Consider the following 24,889-nt stretch of genomic DNA (forward strand, 5'->3'; position numbering starts at 1 on the left):
GTTCTTCTTCGCTCTCTGCGATTTCAATCTTAAAAGTGCGGCTCATGGTTATTTTAATTTATCGAGTTTGTTTCCTCTATTATATGCACCTTCATATTAAACTGGTATAAGGAGTAAGGAGTAAGGAGTAATGAGTAATGAATCATTACTGAAATATAAGGTTTAAAGCCCAGTGGAATTGTGGGCGTGAGCTTCCCTTGCTCCCTTGGTTGTTCGCGCAGCGTCCCGTAGAGAAGCCCCCACCCGCAAGTGACGTGGTTTTCTCTCCCTGCTCCCTGCCCCCTGCTCCCTTAACTTTGCTACTATCTTCTTTGAGTTCCTACTCTCGCCACAAAGCAATACCGCCCAACAAACCAGTGATATTAGGGATCAGCTTGACATTTAAAGGTAGCTGAAAATTTACCCTAACAGCTTCACCACCGCCGATATAAAGATAATCATAGTTGAATAGTCGTTGCAAAGATGCGATCGCCTTTTCTAAGCGACGGTTCCATCTCTTCTGACCAATTTTATCTAAAGTTGCCCGTCCTAGTTGTTCTTCATAAGTTTCCTTCTTCCGAAACCGATGATGTCCCATTTCCATATTCGGCACTAATTTACCATCCACAAACAACGCCGAACCAAACCCCGTCCCCAAGGTAATCACCAATTCCACACCCTTACCTTTAATAGCACCAAAGCCTTGCATATCTGCATCATTAATCACCCGTACAGGTTTATTTAAGCGTTGTGACAGCGCCGTTTCTAAATCAAATCCAATCCAATCTGAATGTAAGTTGACTGCTGTTTCAGTGACACCAGAGCGTACCACACCAGGAAAACCCACGGAAACCCGATGAAATTCGCCTTGAGCAGCAGCTAACACCATAATGGCATTGATTATAACCTCTGGTGTGGCAGGTTGGGGTGTATCGACACGCGCCCTTTCTGTCACAGGATTTCCCGTAATATCCAAAACTAAAGCTTTGACACCACTACCACCAATATCTACCGATAAAGTGCGAATTGAACCGTTATCTTCAACCATTGAGTCTTTACCTTTTTACTGCTGATGATTTGGCTATTATGCTTTGAAATGAGAGCTAGGGACTAGGGAGATAAGAGAAAGAACTGTTGACTATGGACTCAATACGGTTCGGATAAGCAGGGGGTGCAGGGGAGGCAGGGGAGGGAAGAGAGTTATTATTAAGCAATTTCTCTTCCCCTGCTTCTATTCTCCCCCTGCACCCCCTGCTCGCCTCAACAGATAACTCTGTTAACCGAACCGTATTGACTATGGACTAATGAGTTATGCTCTCATCCAGTTAACATAAAAATGATGCGATATTAGTAGGCGAAAGCCACATTCTTTCATTTTTAATTTCTAAAAATGCACAGTTTTATTCCCCCAGAACGGTTTTTCCCCTACCTTACCTGGACAGAAATTCAGGAAATGCCAAATAAAGAGAATGTGGTTATCATCCAGCCTGTAGGGGCAATTGAACAACATGGACCCCATCTGCCATTGATTGTTGATGCTGCCATTGGTGTAGGGGTGTTGGGAAAAGCTTTATCTAAACTTGATACTAACATTCCCGCCTACGCCTTACCCATCCTCTATTATGGTAAATCCAACGAACACTGGCATTTTCCGGGGACGATTACCCTTAGCACAGAAACGCTGACAGCAACAATCATGGAAGTGGGAGAGAGCATTTACCGTGCAGGGTTTAGAAAATTGGTGTTAATGAATTCCCACGGGGGACAACCCCAAGTCATGCAAATGGCGGCGCGAGATTTGCACGTAAAGTATGGTGATTTTGCCGTGTTCCCTTTATTTACTTGGCGTGTACCACATATAACAAAGGAATTGTTAACACCAAAGGAAGCTACACAGGGAATGCACGCTGGAGATGCGGAAACTAGTATCATGCTAGCGATTCTGCCCGATCAAGTAAAACTAGATAAAGCGGTAGCAGAATATCCCCCAGAACAACCAGCAGGTAGCTTATTAAGTTGGGAAGGCAAATTACCCGTGGCTTGGGTAACGCGAGATATCAGTAAAAGTGGTGTGATTGGTGATGCGACAACTGCAACTAAAGAAAAGGGCGATCGCATTTTAGAATCCGTCTCTGATGGTTGGGTAGAAGCTATCAGAGAAATTTACGCCTTTTGTCCACCTGTGTAAAGCAGGGAGCAAGTGGCGTAGCGGGAAGAGAAAATTAACAACTAACGACCAATGACCAATGATGATCAATTAAATTTGTTAGTGTAGGGTTAGTGGAGTAGTTATAATTTAGCCAAACTGTTTCACAGTTGACGGGCGAGCAATTGCTAAAAAACATTAATAATTAGAGATAGCAGTTATGACGGCATTTGAACCTAACGGACTCAGTTCTTATAGCCAAGAAGATGTACAGCGAATTTTACAGCTGGCGATCGCCCGGCAAGCTGATGACCAAGATAAAGAATTTAGTTATGAGCAATTGTTGGAAATTGCTACTGAGTTACAGATATCACCGGATACTCTCAAGCTAGCAGAAATAGATTGGCGATCGCAACACAACGAATTACGTCAACGGCAAGCATTTAATGCTTACCGCTTCACAAAATTTAAGAAACGCCTTGGTAATTATGCCATTTTCAATAGTTTTCTACTGTTGGTAGATTTTGTTGGTGGTGGTACTATTACTTGGTCGTTATACTTCCTGCTTTTCTGTGGTTTGACATTAGGGTTGGATGTGTGGAATACATTTCAGACTAAAGGCGACGAGTATGAAATGGCTTTCCAGAGATGGAATCGCAAACATCAAATCAAACAAACTATCAATACCTTTATTAATAAATGGTTTAAAGCCTTACAAGTTTAAATTCTGAAGGTGAGACAAAATTAATAACAGGTAAGATAGGCATTCAATTGTAGATTGAATCTAATCAACAAAATTAGGTCGGGCTTGCTGTGTAGCTTTTAGTTTGGTTTCTAAAGCTGACCAATTTTCTTGCTCAATTAGATTAATTAATTCATCAAGATTACGGCGATATTGTTGCAATGACCCTAGTAATGCTTGGCGATTATACTGTGCCATCATTACACCTAACTCTGGATTACCGCCACCCACACGGCTAGTATCTCGAAAACCGGAACTAGCTAGATTTTGGGCTAACTGTAAAACATTGGGATCAGTTTCGCTGATGCAAGCAGCAACTAACGAGGAACTAACCATCACTGGTAAATGAGAAATCCAACTCACAGCGAGGTCATGTTGCTGGGGTTGACAATAGTAAATATTAGCGCCAAGCGATCGCACAATTTCCTCCACAACTGCGATCGCCCCTTTGGGTGTTTTCGCTTCTGGTGTCAACACATAGGGTCTACCAACAAATAAATTTCTTTGGGCAGATTCTATACCACTATCTGTATTTCCCGCCATTGGATGACCACCGACAAAGTTTTCCCAGAGGGGTGAAATCGCTTCAACTATGGGTGCTTTCACTGAACCAACATCAGTCACTATAGTAGCCTGGGGTAGATGATGAATCAACTGCTCCACTTGGGGAACAATAAGACCGATGGGCGTACAAATAAATACCAGCTCTGCGGCTGTTAATAAGTTCATCTCCACAGAGGCTTCATCGACACTACCTAAAGCGACGGCTGTTTCACAGGTAGATTGTTTGCGGCTGACACCTAAGACATGATGACCTTGCGATCGCAAATCATAACCCAATGAACCACCAATCAAGCCTAGACCTAAAATTCCAATTTGCATTTTTAGTCATTAGTCAATAGTCATTAGTTAATAGTCATTAGTCATTAGTCATTAGTCAATAGTTGTTCTTAAGTACGAATTAAAGAAATTATGAGGTATTAGATGAATGTAGAGGAATTGCTGGCACAATACGCAGTAGGAATCATAAATTTTAGTGGTGTTGACCTCTCGGAAGCAAATTTGAGTGGTGTCAAACTCTGTGGTGTGAATTTTAGCAAAGCAAATTTGAGTATAGTTAACCTCAGTGGAGCAAACCTGAGTGAAGCTGACTTCAGCTATGCCAAAATGAACGTAGCCAGACTGAGTGGTGCAAATCTGACGAGTGCGATTCTCAATCATTCCAGCCTCAATGTTGCTAATTTAATTCGTGCTGACCTCAGTCGCGCTCAATTGCGAGGGGCTTCGCTGGTACGTGCTGAGTTAGTTCGTGCTGAACTGAGTCGTGCTGATTTATCTGATGCAAACCTGAACAGCGCTGATTTGCGAGAAGCCACACTCCGCCAAGCCAATCTTCGTCACGCCAACTTAAGCGGAGTGATTTTAAAAGGTGCTTCACTGGTAGGAGCTAATTTAGAAATGGCTAACCTCAACGCTGCTGACTTATGTCGGGCTGATTTAACTAACGCCAATCTGCGAGATGCTGAACTAAAACAGGCTAATCTTCGTCACGCTAACCTCAGTGGTGCAGATTTAAGCGGGGCGAATCTCCGTTGGGCTGATTTGAATGATGCAAATCTGAGCTGGGCTGATTTAAGTGGCGCAAAATTGAGTGGGGCTAACTTAGTTGGAGCAGACTTAAGCAATGCAAATTTAACCAATGCTAGTCTAGTTCACGCAAATTTAATTCAGGCAAAACTAATTAGAGCCGAATGGGTGGGTGCTGATTTAACTAGCGCCATTCTCACTGGTGCAAAACTTTACTCTACTTCAAGATTTGGTTTAAAAACCGAGGGTTTGATTTGTCAGTGGATTGACTTAAGCCCTACAGGCGATCGCTCCATTATCCAAAAGTTTGATACTGAAGATCCACAAGACTTTTTTAATGAAACGCCTCCAACCATCCAGATTATTGTTGATACAGCCTTAGAAGCAGAAGCAAATTTCGCCTTAGCTGGCGCTTATTTTCACATCGCCCAAGAATACCAATTGCTCAAACAACCACCCAGCATGGAAATTGGCTGTCGCCGGACTGTATTTACATTCCGGGTAGATAGCGATGTCGCCTTGTTACCTACAGCTTGTCTAGCAATTTTGCCTTTTAAAGATGCAGTGAATACACAAAAAAATATTGAATTACTTCTGGCAATGATAGACAAAGAAAATATATCTCCATTGGGAGGAAAAACATCCCATCGGCTGAAGCAATTAACTACTGCGATCGCGCAAGCTATAAGTCAAGCACAAATTATTAAAAGAACCAAAAAAAACTTACATTTAGCCGCAAAAATTAAATTTTTCCAAGCTCCTACCCAAATCATCTTAACCAATTCCAGCGCTCAGACTTTGATTGTGTATGACAACCCCAACTTTGGTAAACGATTTATTAACTCTTCCAATACTGAGATGACTTTTTCAGGCGATATATCTAGTGAATCTGTCACCTATCCTCTACCTGCATTAAATTCACTTATAGATTTTGTCAACAGTTTCCACTATGTGAATGAATAGTAAAGGGAGATGAGGAAACAAGGGTGATAACTTACTCAAAGACTCTCCCCCACGCCCAATTCCCAATTGATCAAACAAACTGTCGGAGGAAACAAATACCTGATATGTTCAATAAAATGATGGGTCGGACTCGTTACGTAGTATGTCGCTTGTTTCTGCATTTAAGCGGCTCTGACATAGCGCCAATTTTGGGAGAATTAAATCGGATTGGTAGAGAGGCGATCGATGCAGAAGGTGAGTTACAAGTTTTAGGCGAAGGATTGGTAGAACTTTGCGAAACCCTGTTGCGTTACGATGAATACTGGCTTTCTGCTGCTAATGAAGGTGATGTATTTTGGAGCGAAGGCGAAGCCGGAGATTATGTCAATGATTTGTTTAGCGACTCTGCGGAAAGATATGGCGCTGATTTAGAGTTAGACACTGATGATGTTGATCAACCCCTGTCTTTACCTGCAACACGCAACATCATCATCATGCTGACAGTCGCTTACGAAGGGGAAGTACCAGACTTAGAAACTGATCTGGCTAATATTCAGGCATTGAAGCAAGCTTTAAAAGCTTTAATCAATTTACACTACAACAATAAACTCAGGGCTGTACAGGTGCATTTCTCGCCAGCACGTTTAGGGGATGAACTCAGTAACGATCAGCTATTGCAATATTATCCAGAGTTGATACCTTTATAACTTGTGGGGTTGTCCGTACTACGACCCATCAGAGAACTTGTTAAGCTCGAAAATAAGACGACAATGCCATGATCATGACCATACTACGTAAAGTTACAGTGATTTTTTTAGCAGTCAGTTTGTGTCTGACAACCGTCGCCTGTGGAGGAGGAAACCAAACCACCTCTACAAATCGGAACGTTAGCCAAACTTCTGCTGCTACTAAACTAAATGACGGTCAGTATCAAGTACAACAAGCTACTTATGATGATGCCTCTGGGGAATACACTTTATTTTTACTCAACAGTAATCCCCCAACCTTTGCCACTGAAAATTTACAAATGGCAAGGCTGACCGAAGATGAAGTCAAGGAAGGTAAGAAAAGTTACCTGAAGGTAGAAAATGGACAGCCAGTTTTATACTTGACAGAAGATTTTAAAATTGAGTACGTCCATAACGTCACCGAGAATAGAACTAATCCCCAAACAGGACAGCAAGAAACAGTCGTAGTTCGCCGGGAAAATGGCTTTTGGGCCCCCTTTGCCGGTTCTGTAGCTGGTAGTATAGCTGGTCAAGCAATTGGTAATGCGTTGTTTAGACCCCAATACTACGTTCCCCCCGTGTATCAACCAGGTGGAGTAATTAGAGGTTTTGGTGGATATGGTAATAGTTACGACCAAGCCGTATCCAGCTACCGCAGTCGTTACAACGCACCACCCGCAGCCGTGAGAAATCGGACAGCTTTCCGTTCTACAGGGACTATTAGAAGGTCGCCTAATACTTCCACCGTCCGTACTGCACCACGCACCACAACAAACCGTCCTTCTGGTTCTGGTTTTGGTGGTAGTACTCTCAGACCTTCTGGTCGTTCCAGCACTACCAGACGCAGCCCTAGTGGCAGTAGTTTTGGTAGTGGACGTTCTCCTGCTCGTCGTTCCACTGGTTTTGGTACCAGACGACGCTAGGAAATTCTCGATTAACGTGTGCCTCCGTTGGAGACTCACGTCGATTAATACCGTGCCTCATAGATGCCAATAACCCAAAAAGGAGTATCCAGCGTGCTGGATCTCCTTTCGTTATTTATGATTCTAATTTTATGCTACCACTACTGCTGGTTGTGGCCAGCGTCCCACGGCTTTACCAATGATGGCCAATTCTTGCATTAAGTGGTCGAAACGGTCTGGTGTGAGGGATTGTGGCCCGTCAGATAGGGCTTTTTTGGGGTTGGGATGTACTTCAATCATCAGGGAATCAGTACCGGCTGCGATCGCCCCCATTGCCATTGATGGCACAAACTCTGCCCAACCTGTACCATGACTAGGATCAATCATAATTGGTAGGTGAGTTAATTTCCGCAACACTGGTACTACAGATAAATCTAGAGTATTACGCGTATATTGCCGATCAAAGGTACGAATACCCCGTTCGCATAAAATTACATTGGGGTTGCCTGCTGCTAGAACATACTCGGCCGCCATCAACCAATCTTCAATTGTGGCTGCCATCCCCCGTTTCAGCAGCACTGGTTTTGCCTGCGCCCCTACTTTTTTCAGCAGGGAGAAGTTTTGCATATTTCTTGCACCCACCTGGATCACATCAGCTACTTCCGCAATAATATCCAGTTCCGCCGCATCCATGACTTCTGTGATCACACCCAATCCGCTAACTTCCCGCGCCTTTGCCAACAATTCCAAAGCACTTTCGCCATGTCCTTGAAAGGCGTAAGGTGAGGTGCGGGGTTTATAAGCACCACCGCGCAAAAACTTAGCTCCACTTGCTTTGACACGCTGCGCCGTCTCAATGATCATTTCCTCATTTTCTACGGAGCAGGGACCAGCAACCACTACCAAGGGATGGTTTTCACCAAACACAACTGCACCATTAGGAGTATCAACTACTACTTCCGAGGCTTCGCCATGACGATATTGGCGACTAGCTCGCTTATAAGGCAGTTCTACCCTTAATACTTGCTCAATCCAAGGGCTAATTTCTTGAATTTGTAAGGGGTCTAAGTCAGCAGTTTCACCTACTAAGCCAATTACCACTTTGTGTTGACCAATAATTTTTTCAGGTGTTAATCCCCAGTTACTTAGTTCCTCGCTAATCCGGTTGATTTCTACTTCCGGGGAACCGACTTTCATGACTACTATCATATAAAAATCCCTATTTAACAGTGATCAGTTCTCAGTCAATCTGGTTCTGTTAAGGATACTTTCGCCTAGACCGATGTTTATCGGCGGTTAATTGCGTTCCTAACTGTTGACTGCTCCGCAAAACAGTAGGCTTTATCTTGGTTCTTATATATTAATTTGTGATCTTATCAACGATTTAAAATAAATATTTATACTATAAAATATCCAAGCGCTTAGTGCTTTTTGTTACCGCCTATTGGGTCTATATCCAGTTCATTTAATTACTAACAATATGCTTGGTTTTGCTGTTAATAGGTAATTGGTTTTTACCACCACTTATATTATGAGTGTTTAAAAGAACATGATATGAGTTGATTATGATTAATTTGTACTTAGTAATGTTGAAGTTATTCAAATATAAACTTCAACATTGACTCTAATCATTTACCCAAAAAGACAGTTATCTGAACACTTGAGCGCCGCTTTTTACGCCTTTTTTTGCCGCGTTTCCCGCCAACCTTCTACCATTCGTCCCCAGTTGGTGCTAAATTCACCAAACCCCAAGAGACTACCAGTTCTTTCTTCATCCCAAGAGGCAGACAGAACTCCATAAGTTATCCCCAACACCCCCAAACCAAAAAATCCCATGTTCACTAACAAAACAGCGATGGGAGGTAGTTGGATAGAGGAATAATTAGCAAGCAGATAACTAGCAACTAAAGTCGTGATGCCCAAAGCCGTGGGTACACCACAGAATGCCGCTACACGACGGATCATCCTCTGGCTTACCACTTCGGGAATTGCCATCTCTTGTTTAGTGTAAGGTCGCTGCTTTTTCTCTTGTTTATCGGCTTCTTTTAGCTGTACTGGTGACTTACTTGGAGCTTTTGCAGGTTTTTGGCGCTTTTTTTTCGGCTCAAAAGGCAAACGACTGCGTTCAGATTCTTCAGCAGGCATAAACGGTAGTCCCTATCCACGAATACCCAGACGACTAATCAACGCTTGATATTTTTCCCGACTTTCTTGTTGCAAGTAAGCTAGAAGACGCTTGCGATGACCAATAAGTTTTAACAATCCCCGGCGGGAAGAATGGTCTTTTTTGTTGGCTTGGAGATGCTCACTCAGACGGTTAATCCGTTCGGTCAGCATAGCGATTTGGACATCGGTAGAACCGGTGTCAGTGCCATGAACTTGGTAGTTATTAATTATTTCTTGTTTGCGCTGTTGCGTCAGAGCCATGACTGATTCAATTTATATTTGTTCTAAATGTATGCAGCAGTCTCCCATCATATCATAGCCCCTAAGTTGTGTGGGAAATCTACGACATTAACCAGGAAGCGATCGCATTCCCCCAGTCCGGGGTTTTGGCTATGGACTAAGAGTTGGCGTTATTTTGGTAAGATTCCAACACTCCACTACGAATCATCAGTTGCGGCCAAATCAACAAAAAAAAGCCCATCCAAATTAATATAGGAATGGCAACTATTACAGTCAGCCAAATAAGTTTCCACAATAACCAGCTACCAATAATTATGCTTACACCTGTGAGTAATATTGACCAAGGCTGACACCACCAAGGTTTATAATCCCAAGGATTGACAGTTTTTTGCTCAGACATAAATTATATTTTCTTCAATTTTAAATTGAGATGGTATTTTCTGGTCACCTGGGTGACAAATTGCTCTGCGAGTATTCCCTAGTTCCGGGTTATTCTCGCTCGACTGGGAATCAATATATTAACGCCTTCGTCTTAATTGTTCTCTCCATTCTTCTAAAGAGATGTATCTGTTTTCTATAACATCTAGGGCCTCAATTACACCAGTTGTATTAGAGACACGAAACCAATAAATTGTTGTATTGTGATCTGGCTGATCTTCATAGACGCGAACTTTGTAATAAGGATCATCAGTTACAGGAAAACCATCGACAATAGCAGCTACCTTGATAGTTCCCTTGGATAGTCTTTGAATTGTTCTGACTTTACGTTGTACTTGCGGTAGATTCCAGACTAAGTTAAAAGCTGTTTTTTCATCAATCTCTTTAGCCGCCTGAGCAATATCGACAAGATTAGTGTTATTGCTTCTAGATAAAAGTTGCGGTGAAGCTAGTTCGTTCTGTAGTTGCCTTGGAAAACCTTGAGCGTTCTGTAAGCTTGCTGGAGGCATTGCTTGTCCGGGTATTTCTATTAGTAAAGCACTGATCAGAAAGTACCAGATAGTTCTTTTCATGCAGCTATCCTTCAGGATATTTGTACTACTTATAGCGTTTGAGTTGATTTTTAGATTTCTATTAACAAATTTTAATACAAAATTAGAAAATTATTAAGTATTTGAGTTAGTAATGTAATATTTAAAACAAATCTACTTTGCTAGAGATCATTGATTAAGGTAGGTTTTACTACTTCTTTGCGATTTTATTTTACAGCGTTATACTAGATGGCTAGTCAGAATTACGAGTAAATAAATGAACATAGTTTTATTGGAAATTTGACTACAGGAATTGTATTTGTTTATCAGCGTTGCTTGTCATTATCTTGAGAAGCTAGAGAATAACTCTGAAGCAGTACTGCTTTAACTCATCACCTAAGGAGACGCATACATGGCAGAATCTACCGTAGAATTTTCTAACTTAGAAAAATTTCAATCCAGTAATAGTACTGTTAAAATTAGCGAAGCTGATACTGAGATTATCAAAGAAATTCAATCCCTACTCAGCAAAAAAGGAGTATACAAGGGTAGTATAGATGGCATCGCAGGTAATCTTACCCAAAAAGCATTTGCAGAATTTAAAGAGAGTATTTGGTTAGATTCTCCCGAATTATTAGGGACAACTACGGCTGCTGCATTGCTGGAGATTGCACAAGAGCATCAAACGAATGAGGAACAAACTCGCACACTTACCCCTTTACCTACATCAACATTGGGGACTAAAACTGGACGCTCTTTGAGGTTAGTGACTGGAGAAACAGTTCATGAAAATGAATTGGTCGTATCTGGGATTCCTTTAACTTGGGGAGAAGTCACTAAGGGATGTGACCCTGAAAGAAACCCAGAATCAAAGGCAGTTATTAACAACATTATCAAAGCTGCCAGGGGCTTTGGCAAAATTCGAGATAAATACGGCAGCCCTATTTCTATCAATTCTGCCTATCGTACAGCTGCTGTCAATCGCCGTATAGGAGGCGCTCGCTTTTCTCAACATATTAACGGTCTAGCACTGGATATTGCTCCTGTAGATGGGAACTTTGGCAGACTTTTACAAATTTGCCGTGCTTCTGACTGCACGGGTTTGGGGCGAGGTATGCACAGAGGTTTTATTCATTGCGATTGGCGGCCAGGTGGTCGTGTGGTTTTTGATTATTAACCAATTCAATGTTTAATATGTTGCTTTAACTGAAGTTATGAGTCACAAGAAAATCTCATAACTTCGGTTTTTTCAGTTGTACTTTTCTACGACTTCGCACACTAAAGTTGCCAACTTATCAGCACTATCGGGAACAGCGATCGCTTCTGCATTTTTTCCCATTGTGGCTAATTTATCGGGTGAGCGTAACAAATTTAAAACTTGTGTTTGCAGTAAGTCTGCTGTTAACTCCGACTGCTTGAAGGTTAAAGCCGCGCCAGCTTGAGTAAACACTTCAGCATTGTAAGCTTGATGGTCTTCCGCCGCAAAGGGGTAGGGAATCAAAATAGCTGGTGTACCACACACTGCCAATTCTGTTAAACTACCAGCACCAGAACGACTGATGGCTAAACTAGCACGTTGCAGCAAGGCTGCCATATTGTCGTAAAAAGGTAATTCTATATATTGGGGGTGTTTGAGGGTATCGACATCGGGATCGCGATCGCCTGTTAGATGAACTACGTAAGCGCCTGCATCAAACCAAGCTGTGGCTGCTTGACGCACTAATTTGTTTACCGCCACCGCGCCTTGGCTACCACCGAATACGACAATTAAAGGGACACCTCCGGGAATGGGTAAATCTAGTTGAGAATTATTGCTTGTATTTAAGAATTGCGATCGCACCGGAGTACCGACACAAACATTGGTAGCACGAGGTAAATACTTCGCCGCTACATCAAATCCTAAGGCGACTACACTACACCAAGGCCCAAAAAAGCGGGTGACTTTCCCTGGTAAAGCATTAGATTCATGAAAAATTACAGGTAAACCTAGAGAACGCGCCGCAATTACAGCAGGCCCAGCAATATATCCGCCTGTGGTGACGACTCCTTGAAAATTCCCTTGCTTCAAGAGTCGGCGGACTTTAAAAACCGAACTTATCAGCTTACCTAAGATTAATAAAGATGAAATTCCGAACCCTTGCTGAAACCCTTCGACTGCAATAGTATTCAAAGGATATTGTTTAGGGACTAGCTGAGTTTCTAACCGATTGGGGACACCCAGCCATTCAATCTCATAATCTGGTAGTTTCTGGGCCAGTGCGATCGCCGGAAACAAGTGTCCACCAGTCCCACTGGCAGCTATTAGTAATTTTATTGGTGCGTTTACCATTCAAAGTCTACCGTTTAGCGCCTAGCTTAACTAAGATAAAACAATTTCCTGACCTTCTCTACTCTCATCAGTAAACTCTTTGCTATGAATAAGATGATTTTTTTGTTACTGAAACGCCAAAGTAGATTTCCCAAGAGTATTTGGCTAATTTTGTGTATTTTCTCCCTGGGTTTAGTCAATGTTTGGCAACCTACCCAAGCAACCCAAGTTGCTCAACGTACTACGTCCCAAAATGCGCCTACGGAATTAAGAAACCTGTTGACGCAAGTTGATACAGCCGCTAGCAAAGGTGACGTTAAAGGAGTATTGCAGTTCTATAGCCCGAACTTCACTCATGGAGATGGGTTGAACCGCCAAACTATGGAAAAAGCCTTAGTTACATTTTGGCAGCGTTATCCCAAATTGCAATACACCACACAACTACAATCTTGGAAGAATGAGGGTAATGCCATTATTGCAGAAACGGTGACAAACATCACAGGTTTACCGTCAGGGAATAATAACTTGGCTCTTAATGCCACCATTAGATCCCGTCAGCGTATTATGGGTGGGAAAATTGCCCGTCAAGAAATTTTATCGGAACGTACTTTAATTACTTCTGGAACCAAGCCACCCCAAGTAGATGTTAAATTACCACAACAGGTAAAAGTTGGTCAGCAGTATAATTTTGATGCGATCGTGCAAGAGCCATTAGGTGAAGATTTACTGCTAGGAACGGCATTAGAAGAGCCAATTCAAGTAAATAAATATTTCAACCCTACATCTATAGATTTGCAATTACTCAATTCTGGTGGTCTTTTTAAAGTGGGACGCGCTCCATCCACTCCTGGGAATCGCTGGGTTTCTGCTGTTATTATGCGGGGTAGCGGTATGACAATGGTGACACAGCGCTTACAAGTGGTGAGATAGGACAATTTTCATCTGGGAATTTGATAGGGTGTGTTATGCCGCAGGCTAACGCACCCCATGATAATGTCCATAAAATAGCCGACAAATACATTTACTCCTAATTAAAAAAGGGGAAATAACCTTTTCAAAGACTATCTTTTACGGCAGATTTGAGAGGAGTTAAAAATTTTAGGTAAATAGAGCGAGTTGTATTAAGTGAGGGGAAATTGAAGGGGAGTTTAATAGTAAAAATAGTACCTTTGCTTAATTCACTCTGCACATTTAAGCTACCGTGATGTGCTTGAGTAATTGCTTGTGAGATTGCTAATCCTAACCCAGAACCGCCAGTGTTACGAGAGCGATCGCTATTCACGCGATAAAATCGATCAAAGATGTGTGGTAACTCTTGTAGGGGAATACCAATCCCTGTATCTTGAATCTGAATTACAGCATAATGGTCACTACAGCTTAAGCTAACCGTTACCTGTCCGCCTGATAGGGTGTATTGAATGGCGTTGATGATTAAGTTAGAAAACAAACGATAAAGCTGGTCTTGATTACCTAGTATATTAATAGGAGTTGACACTTGTATTAATGATTTTAGTGTTACACCTGTAGCGATCGCTAAGGCGGCAAACTCTTCTATTAAGTCGTTGATAATATCATCTAAACAACAAATATCACAACGCATTGCTATAGGTGGACAATCTAACCGCGCCAATAATAATAAATCTGCTACAAGAGTTGTGAGACGCAGGTTTTGACGTTGGATAGTTTGTAAAATCTCCCTCGCTTCTATTTCATCTAATTCGGACATCAACAGTGCTGATTCTACTGTTGCTTGCGTTGCTGCTAAAGGTGTTCGCAATTCGTGCGCTGCATCTGCTGTAAACTGCTGGATTTGTCTATAGGATTTATAAATTGGTTGCATCGCTAATCCAGCTAAACACCAACTAGCAAGACCAACTAAACCTATGATAATTGGTGAACCTAATGCTAATGTTAGCTTCACGGCATCTAAATAACTACTGAAGTCTGCCAAACTCCGTCCTACTTGGATATAACCCCAATCACGATGATCTTGGGTATGCAGCCTCAAGGAAATTTGGTGATAAAGCTTGTTTTGACTATCTTTTAAAGTTTGCCATAATTCTTGATTAAAACTAGATGATAATCCTTGGGGATAAGAACCTGCTATGGCAAATAAACGCCCAGAATTATCAAAAAAACGTACATAATAATCACCTTGATTAATGGCGCTGAGAGTATGACGTTGGGAATTTAATGATTCAGAAATACAGCTTTTTCCAACTACACAAATATTAGGTAAAATGTCTTTGATGACTGGTTCTAATTGATTAGGTTGCTTTAATTTTAGTTCAATAGTATCGTGTAAAGTCCCGGCAACTGATTCTATTTCTCTATCTAATGTTACCCAATAGGCATGAGCAATTGCTCTGTAAATACCAAAGCCGCACAGAGTTAAAATCAACGCCATCACGAGCGCATACCAAAGAGCTAAACGCAGACGTGTTCGTTGAAACAGTTTATTCTGATTCATGGCTAAGATTGAGACGATATCCCATACCATGCAGAGTTTCAATCATATTTTCGCAGCCACTATGGGCTAATTTGCGACGTAGTAATCGAATTTGTGCTGCTACTACATTACTAACTGTTTCTGAACTAACTTCCCATAATTGATAGCGAATTTGTTCAGTAGTAACAATTTGATTTGGATGCTTCATAAAATATTCTATTAGTTGAAATTCTTTGTTGGTTAAGGGAATTTCCTCTTTATTTCCTAAAGCATTCTTAGTAGCAACTATATTGTTACCATAGTCTAGAGTTAAGTTGCCCACAGTTAATTCTTGTGGCTGAAAATGGGGCGATCGCCTCTGCAATGCTCGCAATCTTGCGAGTAATTCCGCCATACCAAATGGCTTGACTAAATAATCATCAGCACCTGCATCTAACCCAGCAACTTTGTCTTCCATTCTGTCTTTAGCTGTGAGCATTAAGACAGGTAAATAATTGTTGTGAGAGCGTAATTTTTGACATAATTCCAAACCGGAATTTTTGGGAATCATCCAATCAAAAATAGCTACTGTATATTGTGTCCAACTATTTTCTAAATATGCCCAAGCTTCATCACCATCTAATACCCAATCAACTAAGTATTTCTGTTGTGTGAGAGTACGCTTAATAGCAGCGCCTAAATCTGGTTCATCTTCAACTAATAGCACTCTCATAGGGTCTATCGATTAAAACTAAAACGTGCGTCTACTTTTTCACCTTTGACATCAGCAGAAATTTTTACTTGATATTGACCAGGTGCTTTTTCGGTTAGTATTCCTGTGTAGTGTTTATCTTTAGCAGCATAAGCGAAAGGAATAGTTTTTTGTTTGCCATCCGGTAGTTGTACTTGACCCGTCACTTTAGCATTGGATACAGCTTCGTGGCTATCTCCTGTTTGTAAATATAAATCTATATGAGTTTGATTAGCTTCTTTTACTGGCACAAACTCTAAATGATATTTTCCTGTTTCTACTACTTGACCACCTTGCGTAGCACCATGCTGACTCTCTGTTTTTGCCGCAGGGGTAGGTGTTACAGTTGGACTGTTTTCTGTACTCGCTGTTTGATTACTGTTATTACAAGCTCCTAAGAAAATTAGTGCTACACTGCCTAGAACAATCACACTTGATTTTAATGATTTCATAAATTTACTCCTTACTATAAATAATTTCAACGGGCGATGATAATCTAATCAAATACTGTGTCTATTTTTTGGTTATTTTCCATAATTAAAAGAGTTGGTTTATTGGGCATCAAGAATTTACCAAACTGGGCATATAATGCAGGTAATACGAGTAACGTTAATGCGGTAGAAGTGAACAACCCACCCAAGACTACTACTGCTAGGGGTTGCAAGATTTCTTTTCCTGCACCCGTACCAATGACTAAGGGGATCATTCCCAAAGCTGAGGTAAGAGCCGTCATCAAAATTGCGACTAAGCGCTCCATTGAACCCTCGAAAATTACTTTGTGTAAAGGCATACCCTGGGCTACTTTGTTGTTGTAGTTGTCTACTAACATTAGTCCGTTACGGGTCGCGACGCCAAATAGGGTAATGAATCCTACCAAGGAAGCTACAGAGATGATTCCGCCTCCTAGTGCAATAGAAAAGATACCGCCTACTAAAGCTAAAGGTAGGTTAATCATAATCATCAGCATGGCAGCAATGGATTTAACTGCAAAGTACATTAAAACTGCAATGATTACTAACGCCAGTCCGCCAAATACGAGTAGGTTCTGTGTAGCGCGTTGTTCTGATTCAAACTGACCGCCGTATTGGATCAAGTAGCCTGTGGGTAACTCTATTGCTTCACTAACTTTAGCTTGAATTTCCTCTACAGCAGAGCCTAAATCTCGACCGGAGACATTCGCAGAAACGACAATCAGGCGTGAGACATTTTCCCGGTTAATCGTATTGGGGCCAGTTCCGTAGTCAATGGTGGCGACTTGAGCAAGTGGTATCTTTTGACCTGTAGGTGTATCTACTAGCAAGTTGCGGATCACATCTAAATTATTCCGCGATTCTGGCTGCAACCAAACTGTGAGGTCAAATAATTGCTGATCTTTTAGCACTTGAGATACAACTCGCCCATTGAGAGCAGTTTCTACCGTTTCTGTGAGATGACCGACTGTTAAACCATAGCGCGCGGCGGCTTCACGGTTGAATTGAATTTGTACTTGTTTAATGGGGACTTGGGGTTCGCGTTGTAAGTCTACGAGTCCGGTAATACCAGCCATAGCCGATTGAACTTCCGAACCAATGTGGCGTAACTCTGCTAAATCAGGGCCGAATATTTTCACGGCGATCGCACTTCTTACCCCTGATAATACCTCATCCATGCGATGGGAAATAAAGCCACCAATGTTAGAGGCTACTCCGGGTATTTTGGCAAACTCCTCTCGCAGCTTCTCTATACTCCCTTCCCTATCTTTCAAGCCTTCTGCACTCAGTTCCACATCTAAATGTCCCAAATTCACCCCCCCTGCATCCGCATCACCAGCAGCACGTCCGGCGCGTAACTGTACAGTCTGAAATCGCTCGTCGTTCTTGAGTGCATCTTGTAAAGCAAATCCGACTTGATTTGTCGCCTCTAGGGAACTCCCTGGATAGAGGAGAACAGTATTTACTAAGGATGGTTCTTGAAATTCTGGCAAAAATACCCGTCCCAAACTCGGCAAAATTACCAAAGAAGCAACTAAGGATGCTCCCGCAACGACTAAAATGATGCTGGGAAAGCCAATACTGAACTTAAGAAGCGGTCGATAGATGCGTTGTGACAATGCACTTACCCAGGTATCATCGGCTGGTAGTTGTCGATTAGCCAATAATATCGCGCAAAGCGCCGGGGATAAGGTCATTGCTACTAAGGTAGAGGCAAAAATTGATACTAAATAGGCAACTCCCATTGGCGCAAATATCCGACCTTCCACGCCTGTAAGGGTGAAAATTGGGGCAAAGACAACGCCAATAATTACTGTGGAGAAAATTACACTGACTCTTACTTCTACCGAGGTATCATACACAACCTTGAAGGGATGCACCGGATTGCTTGCTACTTGGTTCTTCCTCAGACCCCGATAACAGTTTTCCATGTCCACAATCGAGTCATCTACCACCGAACCAATGGCTACAGCTAGTCCTCCCAGTGTCATCGTGTTGATACCTTGACCGAACAAGCCTAAAATCATCATCCCAATTAGAACTGATAAGGGAATGGCGCTGAGGGTAATGATGGCGGTGCGCCAGTTCATCAAAAACATCAGCAGAATGATGGAAACGATGATGATACCATCGCGCAGAGAACTGGTAACATTGGCGATCGCAGCTGCAATAAAACTTTCTTGACGGAAGGTTTCGGTAACTTTGACATCTTTGGGTAGGCTAGCTTTAATTTCGGCGATCGCCCTTTCCACCGCTCTAGTCACTGTGGGAGTATCATTCTGCGGCTGCTTGTTGACCATAACTACAATTGCTGGACGACCATTTAAACTGCCATCCCCACGTTTTAAAGCTGCGCCAATCCGCACATCTGCCACATCTTGCAGTAATATCGGTGTACCATTACGGGCGGTGATTGCAGACTTCGCCAGTTGCTCAATTGACTCAACCCGCCCCAAACCCCGAATGATTAACTCTTGGTCTGGATTCACCAAAAAGCCACCAGCCGCATTGACGTTAGCTCCCCTAGCCGCAGCTGTGACTTCATCTAAGGTGACATTGAAAGCTTGCAATTTTGCCGGGTCAACTAATATCTGATACTGGCGAATATCACCACCATAGGCAATTACTTGAGAAACACCAGGTACAGCTAAAAGCCGATTGGTAACGTCTCGGTCAACTAAACGCCGCACTTCCATCAGTGGAGTTGTTTCCGCAGTGAAGGCGTATTGTAAAACTGTGCCAATGGGAGAAGAAATAGGCGAAATTTGCGGATTTTCTACACCTTCTGGTAATTTTTGCTGTACTTGTTGCAATCTTTCTGTTACCAATTGACGAGCTTGATAAACATCAGTCCCCCATTTAAAGATGACTTTGACAACGGAAATGCTGACAGCAGAGGAGGAACGTACTGTTTCTACTCCTGGCGTACCATTTACCGCGCTTTCAATTGGTAAGGTAATGAGTGTTTCTACTTCTTCTGGTGCTAGTCCTGGGGCTTCTGTTTGAATTTCCACTTGGGGAGGAGCGAAGTCAGGAAAAACATCGAGTGGCATTTGGGTGAGGTTATAGGTTCCCCAAATAGTGACTACAATGGCGAGGAGTACGACTAGCCAGCGTTGAATTATTGACCATTTGAGGATGGTGTTGAGCATATTTGATTTAAACGCAGAGTGACGCAGAGGGAAGCGCGGAGGGGCGCGGAGGGTTATTGAGGGGGGGCTGGGTATTTGGAGTGCTGATCAATAATTGGTGTTTTAGGGGTTTTGGTTTGGCGATTAGCCCAGTATGTACCGGACATGAAGGCAACAATGGTTAGGGCTGTTCCTCCCCCAAGTGGTATCCACCAAGGAAGTGAGGCGTTAGAAGTTGCTTTTTTCTCATCTGCTGGGCTGCTTCCATGTTCTTCTGCTTTTACACCTACCCGTAGGGACTGTGCATAAAGTTGTGGTGCGCGTTGAGTGACAATCTTATCTCCCGCGAATAAACCAGTCAGAACTTCAACCATGTCGCCAGATGTTTGTCCTAATGTGACTTCGACGGCTTGGTAAGCATTGCCATTTTGGATGTAGACAAGTTTTTTGTTATTAGCTTCTACAACAGCCGCACTAGGAATAACCAAAGTCGCTGGCGAGGTTTGGTTAGTTAAAACTTCTAACTCGGCAAACATTCCGGGTTTGAGAACTCCACCAGGATTATCGATTTCGGCTTTCACTGGTACGACCTGCGTATCTCCTGCTACTACAGAGTTAATTACTGTAATTCGTCCCGTGAAAGTGCGCTGGCCAGCAATTTTCACCGTCACCCGTTGACCAGCCCTAATTTTGTCTAAATCTTTTTCATATATATTGGCTGTGGCAAACACCCGACTGTCATTGACAATCGTCATCAGTTTCCCCCCTGCATCTTCGAAAGTTTGACCAAGAGTAACTTCCCGATCAGCAACTTGACCGGAAATGGGAGATGTCACTGTCACCAAACCTTTAGAATTACCTCGGATTCCTAGTTGTTGTAGTCGTGTATTGTACGTGTTATTACTAAGATTAATTCTAGTTTTAGCTACTTCAACTGCTGCCTGGGCGCGTTGTAGATGATTTTCGGCTGCAATCACTTCTCGGCGGCTATTGGCTTTGGTGAGTTGGGCTTTGGCTTCGGCTAGTTGGGTTTGCGATTCTAGGACAGTGCGTTGGGGTAAAGCACCAGCATCAGCCAATTGCTTGTCTTTATTGTATTTTTCTTCGGCAAATGCTACTTGAGTTTGGGCTTGGGTGATTTCCGCAGTTGTGATTTGTTGATAGCGATCGCGATTTTGTTGCGCTAACCTTAAATCAGCTAATGCTTGTTGTAAATCAGCTTGACCTTGAGCTAGTTTTTCCTGTGATTCCACACGCAGCGATACCATCTCCAGACTAGATACCACAGCTACAGGTTGACCTTGTTTCACTGAAGCTCCAGGTTCTACCAAAATTTCAACCACTTTAGCTCCGGCAATTGGCGTAGTTATTTCTACTTGCTTACTAGGTAAATTTTCAATTTGTCCTGTTGTTTTAATGCTGAGAGCTAAACGCTGACGTTTGACTGGTTCAACTTTGATTCCTAGCCGATTGACTGTTTCCTCATCAACTTGAATAGAACTCGTTGCTGGAGTCACTTCACCTTCTCCAGAAAATTCATTTCCGTGTCCGGCGTGGGCTAAAACTACGACGGGGCTTGTCAATAATAGTAAGCCGAGAAATGTACCAGACAGACTACGTATAATTTCAAGTGTTGGGAAACGCAGAGAGTTTGGCATAGCTATCACGAATCATGAAGTAGGGAAGCAAAGAAATTACCTCATCCCAGTTTTTCATCTCAAGATGAAATTGGGATGAAATTGAGGAACTTACTCGTTAGTCTCATAAAAAAGAGAAATCAAGAGTTTGAGCAATGGTTATGGGTTTTCACAAGCATGAGTAATTTTTAGAACAATATTCGCAATTAAATGTATCCCTCTAAAGATAGAATTTGAGTATAAATTTGTATTTATTAAGATAAATATCCTTTAATTAACCTAATTTTATTGAGATATTTGTCAGATTCATATTGATCAAGCTATAAAATTTATATACTGCAATAGCAATTGTTTTTTAAGTATGTCATTCTCTGACATTATTAATTTTTCCTGACTTTTATCAGCTATTTATGTTGTTAAAATAACTGACTAAAGTCATTTTGCATGAAAGCAAAATAAATTCTACCTTTTAGGAAAATTTTTGCTCTATATATTTAGTTCTCAGGGTGTAATATCTATATACAGTAACTTTCACAATTGTCTATTTCGCTCATTGACACTTGCAGGTGAATAACATGAGAAATTTTGCTGACCCACAGGCATTAATACTCAGTCAAATCAAAGATAAACTTTGTCATCGTCGAGATTTTAGTGGCTGTGATTTGAGTGGAATTGACTTAAACACGGTTGATTTAAGTGGTGTTAATTTAATAGGAGCAGATTTAAGATTTGCCAATTTATCTGGCTGTATTCTCACAGGTGCAAACCTCTCTGGAGCAAATTTATCACAAGCTAATTTGCGTGAAGCTAAATTATGTGAGGCTTTCTTATCGGAAGCAAATTTAACAAATGCTGATTTAGCACAAGCAAATTTGTGTGGGGCTTTGTTGTGGCGATCGCAATGTCATAATATTAATCTTTGGGGAGCTTCTTTGTGCGAAGCTGATTTGCGTGAAGCAGATATGACTCAAGCTATATTAGTTGAAGCATCCTTAATTGAAGCCAATTTAGTCAAAGCAAATTTGACAGATGCAAATTTGTCTGGAGCCACACTACTAGAAGCTAATTTAACAGAGGTTAATTTAACTAATGCTGATATGACTTGGGCAAATTTAACCAAGGCTAATTTAAGTGATGCCAATCTAGAAGCAGCAACAATAGCCTATGCCAAATTACGCGACACTATCATGCCTGATGGGAAAATTCACAATCTCCAAATAGTGATTTTTGAATGATTTAAAATTCCCGTCGAGAGAAGAGAGAAATAGCGATCGCCAATATCATCACAATATAAACCAAACCATAGCCAGCATGACCAATTAGTGCAAATGTATCAGGTAGTGCTTGTAGACCGTAAACAGCATCATTTTTGAAATTTAATCGAGATAAATCCGGCAATATCAGATACAAAATCTGACTGATACTTTCCATCACAGGATTGCGACTCATCCGGCTCAACTGTACCAGATTTTGAGTAATATTCCCCATTAAATAAACGGCAAAAGTCAAAGCGACAGCCAACAAGGAGCTAGTAAATACCCCAAAGGTAATAGCTACAGCAGTCATTAAAGATAACTGCAAACACAAAAACACGACTGTAATTAAAATACTTGCTGTTGTATGGGGAATATTGCCAAACTGCAAAAATATCAAATAAATTGCCGTCATACTAGCAATTAAAACAGCTAGTACGGAAGATAAGCCAAAGAATTTCCCCGTGATAATTTCTCCACGGCTAACAGGTTTAGCAATTAATAACAAAATAGTCCGTTTCTCTATTTCCTTATTAACTAATCCTGTACCCACAAATACAGCGATAATTAAACTAATTGCACTCATCGCTGCGAGACCGAAGTCTAGAAACATTTTATTTTCAGTTGATGCAGCAAATTCAGGTAAAGCACGAATAGCTACAGCCAAAATCAAAACATAGAAACCGATAATGTATAGGATGCGATCGCGCACCATTTCCAGAAATACATTTTTAGCAATTACAAAAATTCTCATCATAGTTATTTAGTAAATAATCGTTCCCTTTCTCTCCTCATTTCCCCACTTTACTGCTGCGGTGGTGCTGCGCCTGAGAATAATTTACTCAAGCGATCGCATTGTATTTCTGCAACTGCCTTTTTCTCCTCCGGTAATCTACCGTTTATGGTGGTAGTACTGGAAGTTGCAGCTACGGGGTCAATTTGACAAGACTTTCTGAGAAAATAACCACGGGGGTTAGAAGTTGGGCCTGTCCAAATGCTCAGTAAATCTAACCTGTAACCAGACTTAACATTAACCACACGAGGTTCAATACGCCAGAGTGCTTTTTCTTCATATTGAGCTAAATTTTTATCTAACACTTGTCTGCCTAATTGACCTACTCTGACGTTTGCTTCCAGAAGCCATCTTTCAACTTCTGACCAAGGTCTTTCAGCAATTTGTTCTTCAACTAATGGTTGCAGCCTATCCAAAATTACAACTCCATTAGTAGGAATTTTTTCAGGCTCTTCTCTGGTAATTACAAAAGTACTACGCCCAAAATTTTCTACTGACAAACTCGGATATTGTTGTAACCATTTATCTAGAACAAAGTAAAATTGTAGCCAGCAACTTATCATCATACAACTAGCTACCAAAACGATAATTTTTTGCCTAGCTTCTGGTTTAGGAATCCGAGTTTTAGAGTCAGTATCACTTCCTTCAATAAATTCAGGAATTGCTGTAATTAAGGCTGAGATTGTAGGCCAAAGTACAATTGTTCTGGGAGTAATCACTTCTTCTTGATTACCAAAAGCAAAAACACTAACTAAAAATCCTGTAATCACTGCTCCAACGGGCATGAAAGTACCTGGAACTCTCAAAGGATCATCAGTTGTGTACCAAGCTGTACCTGCAATTAAAAATAACCAACCACAAAGTGCAATTATATCTCTGATATAACCTGTGCCAAAATAGGATATTACCCACGAAAAAAGACTTAAATAAATAAATGTTTGCCAAGAATATGCCTTGGGTGGCACTAATACTTTTCTAACACGTTCATAAACATCTTCAAAAATTTTAAATACTCCAAAAAGGTCTTTAAATAAAAAATTCACACCCTTACCTCCCTTATTTGTTAACTATATATCTAGAAAAATAATTAAATGCTTCGACTACCTATTACGAAACAATAAAATAATAGTTACAGCAGTGTAGCTCAAAGAATTGGCGATGAGTGTAGTAGTCACTAAATTTGTATCTTGAAATCTAATTTTACTAATAAAACGGACTTTTTGGCGCTGAAGTGGTGGGGGATTTTCTTTCTTTTTTCCTATCTCATCACTTAAGGAAAAAACAAAAATTCTTAAAAGAAAGAATTTCATTAAGAAAGCAGCAAAGAAAATTATAAAAGTAGTTAAAATGAGCATACCTTGGGTATTAGTTGATCTAAAAACATTAAAGAATATGTAATTCATCAACTCCGCTTTTAGAGTTACTGGTAATACAGGTTCTAAGAAAAAAAAGATTACCCAACCAATTACGCCAGAAAAGGTATTGACGGCGATCGCATAAAAAATGCTGGTCTTTTTATCAAAATTTAATCTTCTATGGTAAATATATCCTTCTATAGGAATAGCAATCAGTAAAAACAACAAGTTAAACAAAATTGCACCAATCGGCCAAATTCTCGGTAGAGTCACATCTTCAAACATAAACACTCAAAAGGAAGGGGAAACTGTAGAGAGTATAACTGTAATACTGAATACCCAGTTCATGATGGCTATTAACTC

Annotated in this window: 24 protein-coding genes; 8 read left to right on the forward strand and 16 right to left on the reverse strand. The window is 41.3% G+C overall.

The window, feature by feature from the left end:
* Nucleotides 1-319: 319 nt before the first annotated feature.
* Entirely contained in the window at nt 320-1,027 is a 708-nt protein-coding gene (locus H6G18_RS04160) for an ROK family protein (protein WP_190405827.1), read from the reverse strand.
* Between the two features lie 342 nt (nt 1,028-1,369).
* Here H6G18_RS04160 and H6G18_RS04165 point away from each other — a divergent pair, with 342 nt between their 5' ends.
* Both H6G18_RS04165 and H6G18_RS04170 read left to right on the forward strand, forming a co-directional pair.
* A complete protein-coding gene (locus H6G18_RS04165; RefSeq protein WP_190405828.1) occupies nt 1,370-2,167 on the forward strand; it encodes a creatininase family protein in 798 nt (265 codons plus the stop codon).
* 178 nt (nt 2,168-2,345) lie between these two features.
* On the forward strand, nt 2,346-2,849 hold the full coding sequence (locus H6G18_RS04170; RefSeq protein WP_190405829.1) for a 2TM domain-containing protein: 504 nt from the start codon (nt 2,346-2,348) through the stop codon (nt 2,847-2,849).
* A 60-nt stretch (nt 2,850-2,909) separates the two neighbouring features.
* Here H6G18_RS04170 and H6G18_RS04175 read toward each other — a convergent pair whose 3' ends face one another.
* Nucleotides 2,910-3,749 carry a prephenate/arogenate dehydrogenase gene (locus H6G18_RS04175; protein ID WP_190405830.1) on the reverse strand — a complete coding sequence of 280 codons (840 nt, stop codon included), beginning with the start codon at nt 3,747-3,749 and terminating at the stop codon, nt 2,910-2,912.
* A gap of 102 nt (nt 3,750-3,851) precedes the next feature.
* On the opposite strand from H6G18_RS04175, the gene H6G18_RS04180 reads away from it, so the two are divergent.
* From H6G18_RS04180 to H6G18_RS04190, 3 genes are all read left to right on the forward strand, one after another.
* Nucleotides 3,852-5,417 carry a pentapeptide repeat-containing protein gene (locus H6G18_RS04180; protein WP_190405831.1) on the forward strand — a complete coding sequence of 522 codons (1,566 nt, stop codon included), beginning with the start codon at nt 3,852-3,854 and terminating at the stop codon, nt 5,415-5,417.
* A gap of 95 nt (nt 5,418-5,512) precedes the next feature.
* Entirely contained in the window at nt 5,513-6,103 is a 591-nt protein-coding gene (locus tag H6G18_RS04185; protein WP_190405985.1) for a DUF1517 domain-containing protein, read from the forward strand.
* A 68-nt stretch (nt 6,104-6,171) separates the two neighbouring features.
* A complete protein-coding gene (locus H6G18_RS04190; RefSeq protein ID WP_190405832.1) occupies nt 6,172-7,047 on the forward strand; it encodes a hypothetical protein in 876 nt (291 codons plus the stop codon).
* Nucleotides 7,048-7,176: 129 nt separating this feature from the next.
* Here H6G18_RS04190 and aroF read toward each other — a convergent pair whose 3' ends face one another.
* The 5 genes from aroF to H6G18_RS04215 form a co-directional block, all read right to left on the reverse strand.
* The gene (gene aroF, locus H6G18_RS04195) at nt 7,177-8,235 is read right to left on the reverse strand and encodes a 3-deoxy-7-phosphoheptulonate synthase (protein ID WP_190405833.1); all 1,059 of its coding nucleotides are present in this window, start codon (nt 8,233-8,235) and stop codon (nt 7,177-7,179) included.
* A 465-nt stretch (nt 8,236-8,700) separates the two neighbouring features.
* A complete protein-coding gene (locus tag H6G18_RS04200) occupies nt 8,701-9,171 on the reverse strand; it encodes a PAM68 family protein (protein ID WP_190405834.1) in 471 nt (156 codons plus the stop codon).
* A 12-nt stretch (nt 9,172-9,183) separates the two neighbouring features.
* Nucleotides 9,184-9,453, reverse strand: a complete 270-nt coding sequence (gene rpsO / locus H6G18_RS04205) for a 30S ribosomal protein S15 (protein WP_011321314.1) — start codon at nt 9,451-9,453, stop codon at nt 9,184-9,186.
* A gap of 136 nt (nt 9,454-9,589) precedes the next feature.
* Nucleotides 9,590-9,832 carry a DUF6737 family protein gene (locus tag H6G18_RS04210; RefSeq protein ID WP_190405835.1) on the reverse strand — a complete coding sequence of 81 codons (243 nt, stop codon included), beginning with the start codon at nt 9,830-9,832 and terminating at the stop codon, nt 9,590-9,592.
* Nucleotides 9,833-9,950: 118 nt separating this feature from the next.
* Nucleotides 9,951-10,442: a hypothetical protein gene (locus tag H6G18_RS04215; RefSeq protein ID WP_190405836.1), complete on the reverse strand. Its 492-nt coding sequence runs from the start codon at nt 10,440-10,442 to the stop codon at nt 9,951-9,953.
* 370 nt (nt 10,443-10,812) lie between these two features.
* On the opposite strand from H6G18_RS04215, the gene H6G18_RS04220 reads away from it, so the two are divergent.
* Nucleotides 10,813-11,577 carry a D-Ala-D-Ala carboxypeptidase family metallohydrolase gene (locus tag H6G18_RS04220; protein ID WP_190405837.1) on the forward strand — a complete coding sequence of 255 codons (765 nt, stop codon included), beginning with the start codon at nt 10,813-10,815 and terminating at the stop codon, nt 11,575-11,577.
* A 72-nt stretch (nt 11,578-11,649) separates the two neighbouring features.
* Here H6G18_RS04220 and murG read toward each other — a convergent pair whose 3' ends face one another.
* The gene (murG, locus tag H6G18_RS04225; protein WP_190405838.1) at nt 11,650-12,729 is read right to left on the reverse strand and encodes an undecaprenyldiphospho-muramoylpentapeptide beta-N-acetylglucosaminyltransferase; all 1,080 of its coding nucleotides are present in this window, start codon (nt 12,727-12,729) and stop codon (nt 11,650-11,652) included.
* 84 nt (nt 12,730-12,813) lie between these two features.
* Between murG and H6G18_RS04230 the strand changes: the two genes are divergently transcribed.
* Nucleotides 12,814-13,638, forward strand: a complete 825-nt coding sequence (locus H6G18_RS04230; protein ID WP_190405839.1) for a nuclear transport factor 2 family protein — start codon at nt 12,814-12,816, stop codon at nt 13,636-13,638.
* Between the two features lie 124 nt (nt 13,639-13,762).
* Here H6G18_RS04230 and rppB read toward each other — a convergent pair whose 3' ends face one another.
* From rppB to H6G18_RS04255, 5 genes are read right to left on the reverse strand one after another with little or no spacing between them, the layout of a single operon-like run.
* Entirely contained in the window at nt 13,763-15,178 is a 1,416-nt protein-coding gene (gene rppB, locus H6G18_RS04235; RefSeq protein ID WP_190405840.1) for a two-component system sensor histidine kinase RppB, read from the reverse strand.
* Nucleotides 15,165-15,869 carry a two-component system response regulator RppA gene (gene rppA / locus H6G18_RS04240; RefSeq protein WP_190405841.1) on the reverse strand — a complete coding sequence of 235 codons (705 nt, stop codon included), beginning with the start codon at nt 15,867-15,869 and terminating at the stop codon, nt 15,165-15,167. Before rppA ends, rppB begins: the two co-directional genes overlap by 14 nt.
* Before the next feature lie 5 nt (nt 15,870-15,874).
* Nucleotides 15,875-16,339, reverse strand: a complete 465-nt coding sequence (locus tag H6G18_RS04245) for a hypothetical protein (protein WP_190405842.1) — start codon at nt 16,337-16,339, stop codon at nt 15,875-15,877.
* A gap of 44 nt (nt 16,340-16,383) precedes the next feature.
* Nucleotides 16,384-19,509, reverse strand: coding sequence for an efflux RND transporter permease subunit (locus tag H6G18_RS04250; RefSeq protein ID WP_190405843.1), 3,126 nt, complete (start codon nt 19,507-19,509; stop codon nt 16,384-16,386).
* A gap of 53 nt (nt 19,510-19,562) precedes the next feature.
* Nucleotides 19,563-21,146, reverse strand: a complete 1,584-nt coding sequence (locus H6G18_RS04255) for an efflux RND transporter periplasmic adaptor subunit (protein WP_190405844.1) — start codon at nt 21,144-21,146, stop codon at nt 19,563-19,565.
* 554 nt (nt 21,147-21,700) lie between these two features.
* Between H6G18_RS04255 and H6G18_RS04260 the strand changes: the two genes are divergently transcribed.
* Complete coding sequence (locus tag H6G18_RS04260; RefSeq protein WP_190405845.1) at nt 21,701-22,360, forward strand: pentapeptide repeat-containing protein; 660 nt, start codon at nt 21,701-21,703, stop codon at nt 22,358-22,360.
* Nucleotide 22,361: 1 nt separating this feature from the next.
* Here the strand turns inward: H6G18_RS04260 and H6G18_RS04265 are convergent, their stop codons facing one another.
* From H6G18_RS04265 to fraC, 3 genes are read right to left on the reverse strand one after another with little or no spacing between them, the layout of a single operon-like run.
* Nucleotides 22,362-23,135 carry an ABC transporter permease gene (locus H6G18_RS04265; RefSeq protein WP_190405846.1) on the reverse strand — a complete coding sequence of 258 codons (774 nt, stop codon included), beginning with the start codon at nt 23,133-23,135 and terminating at the stop codon, nt 22,362-22,364.
* A 47-nt stretch (nt 23,136-23,182) separates the two neighbouring features.
* A complete protein-coding gene (fraD, locus tag H6G18_RS04270) occupies nt 23,183-24,214 on the reverse strand; it encodes a septal junction protein FraD (RefSeq protein WP_190405847.1) in 1,032 nt (343 codons plus the stop codon).
* A 57-nt stretch (nt 24,215-24,271) separates the two neighbouring features.
* Nucleotides 24,272-24,811, reverse strand: coding sequence for a filament integrity protein FraC (fraC, locus tag H6G18_RS04275; RefSeq protein ID WP_190405848.1), 540 nt, complete (start codon nt 24,809-24,811; stop codon nt 24,272-24,274).
* Nucleotides 24,812-24,889 lie beyond the last annotated feature (78 nt).

The sequence above is a fragment of the Anabaena subtropica FACHB-260 genome (assembly GCF_014697105.1).
GTDB classification, from domain to species: domain Bacteria; phylum Cyanobacteriota; class Cyanobacteriia; order Cyanobacteriales; family Nostocaceae; genus Trichormus; species Trichormus subtropicus.

What these genes read in the sequence shown, in the direction of transcription:
- H6G18_RS04160 (WP_190405827.1), bottom strand. Translation starts at nt 1,027, where the DNA reads ATGGTTGAAGATAACGGTTCAATTCGCACTTTATCGGTAGATATTGGT.
- H6G18_RS04165 (WP_190405828.1), top strand. Translation starts at nt 1,370, where the DNA reads ATGCACAGTTTTATTCCCCCAGAACGGTTTTTCCCCTACCTTACCTGG.
- H6G18_RS04170 (WP_190405829.1), top strand. Translation starts at nt 2,346, where the DNA reads ATGACGGCATTTGAACCTAACGGACTCAGTTCTTATAGCCAAGAAGAT.
- H6G18_RS04175 (WP_190405830.1), bottom strand. Translation starts at nt 3,749, where the DNA reads ATGCAAATTGGAATTTTAGGTCTAGGCTTGATTGGTGGTTCATTGGGT.
- H6G18_RS04180 (WP_190405831.1), top strand. Translation starts at nt 3,852, where the DNA reads ATGAATGTAGAGGAATTGCTGGCACAATACGCAGTAGGAATCATAAAT.
- H6G18_RS04190 (WP_190405832.1), top strand. Translation starts at nt 6,172, where the DNA reads ATGATCATGACCATACTACGTAAAGTTACAGTGATTTTTTTAGCAGTC.
- aroF (WP_190405833.1), bottom strand. Translation starts at nt 8,235, where the DNA reads ATGATAGTAGTCATGAAAGTCGGTTCCCCGGAAGTAGAAATCAACCGG.
- H6G18_RS04200 (WP_190405834.1), bottom strand. Translation starts at nt 9,171, where the DNA reads ATGCCTGCTGAAGAATCTGAACGCAGTCGTTTGCCTTTTGAGCCGAAA.
- rpsO (WP_011321314.1), bottom strand. Translation starts at nt 9,453, where the DNA reads ATGGCTCTGACGCAACAGCGCAAACAAGAAATAATTAATAACTACCAA.
- H6G18_RS04210 (WP_190405835.1), bottom strand. Translation starts at nt 9,832, where the DNA reads ATGTCTGAGCAAAAAACTGTCAATCCTTGGGATTATAAACCTTGGTGG.
- H6G18_RS04215 (WP_190405836.1), bottom strand. Translation starts at nt 10,442, where the DNA reads ATGAAAAGAACTATCTGGTACTTTCTGATCAGTGCTTTACTAATAGAA.
- H6G18_RS04220 (WP_190405837.1), top strand. Translation starts at nt 10,813, where the DNA reads ATGGCAGAATCTACCGTAGAATTTTCTAACTTAGAAAAATTTCAATCC.
- murG (WP_190405838.1), bottom strand. Translation starts at nt 12,729, where the DNA reads ATGGTAAACGCACCAATAAAATTACTAATAGCTGCCAGTGGGACTGGT.
- H6G18_RS04230 (WP_190405839.1), top strand. Translation starts at nt 12,814, where the DNA reads ATGAATAAGATGATTTTTTTGTTACTGAAACGCCAAAGTAGATTTCCC.
- rppB (WP_190405840.1), bottom strand. Translation starts at nt 15,178, where the DNA reads ATGAATCAGAATAAACTGTTTCAACGAACACGTCTGCGTTTAGCTCTT.
- rppA (WP_190405841.1), bottom strand. Translation starts at nt 15,869, where the DNA reads ATGAGAGTGCTATTAGTTGAAGATGAACCAGATTTAGGCGCTGCTATT.
- H6G18_RS04245 (WP_190405842.1), bottom strand. Translation starts at nt 16,339, where the DNA reads ATGAAATCATTAAAATCAAGTGTGATTGTTCTAGGCAGTGTAGCACTA.
- H6G18_RS04250 (WP_190405843.1), bottom strand. Translation starts at nt 19,509, where the DNA reads ATGCTCAACACCATCCTCAAATGGTCAATAATTCAACGCTGGCTAGTC.
- H6G18_RS04255 (WP_190405844.1), bottom strand. Translation starts at nt 21,146, where the DNA reads ATGCCAAACTCTCTGCGTTTCCCAACACTTGAAATTATACGTAGTCTG.
- H6G18_RS04260 (WP_190405845.1), top strand. Translation starts at nt 21,701, where the DNA reads ATGAGAAATTTTGCTGACCCACAGGCATTAATACTCAGTCAAATCAAA.
- H6G18_RS04265 (WP_190405846.1), bottom strand. Translation starts at nt 23,135, where the DNA reads ATGATGAGAATTTTTGTAATTGCTAAAAATGTATTTCTGGAAATGGTG.
- fraC (WP_190405848.1), bottom strand. Translation starts at nt 24,811, where the DNA reads ATGTTTGAAGATGTGACTCTACCGAGAATTTGGCCGATTGGTGCAATT.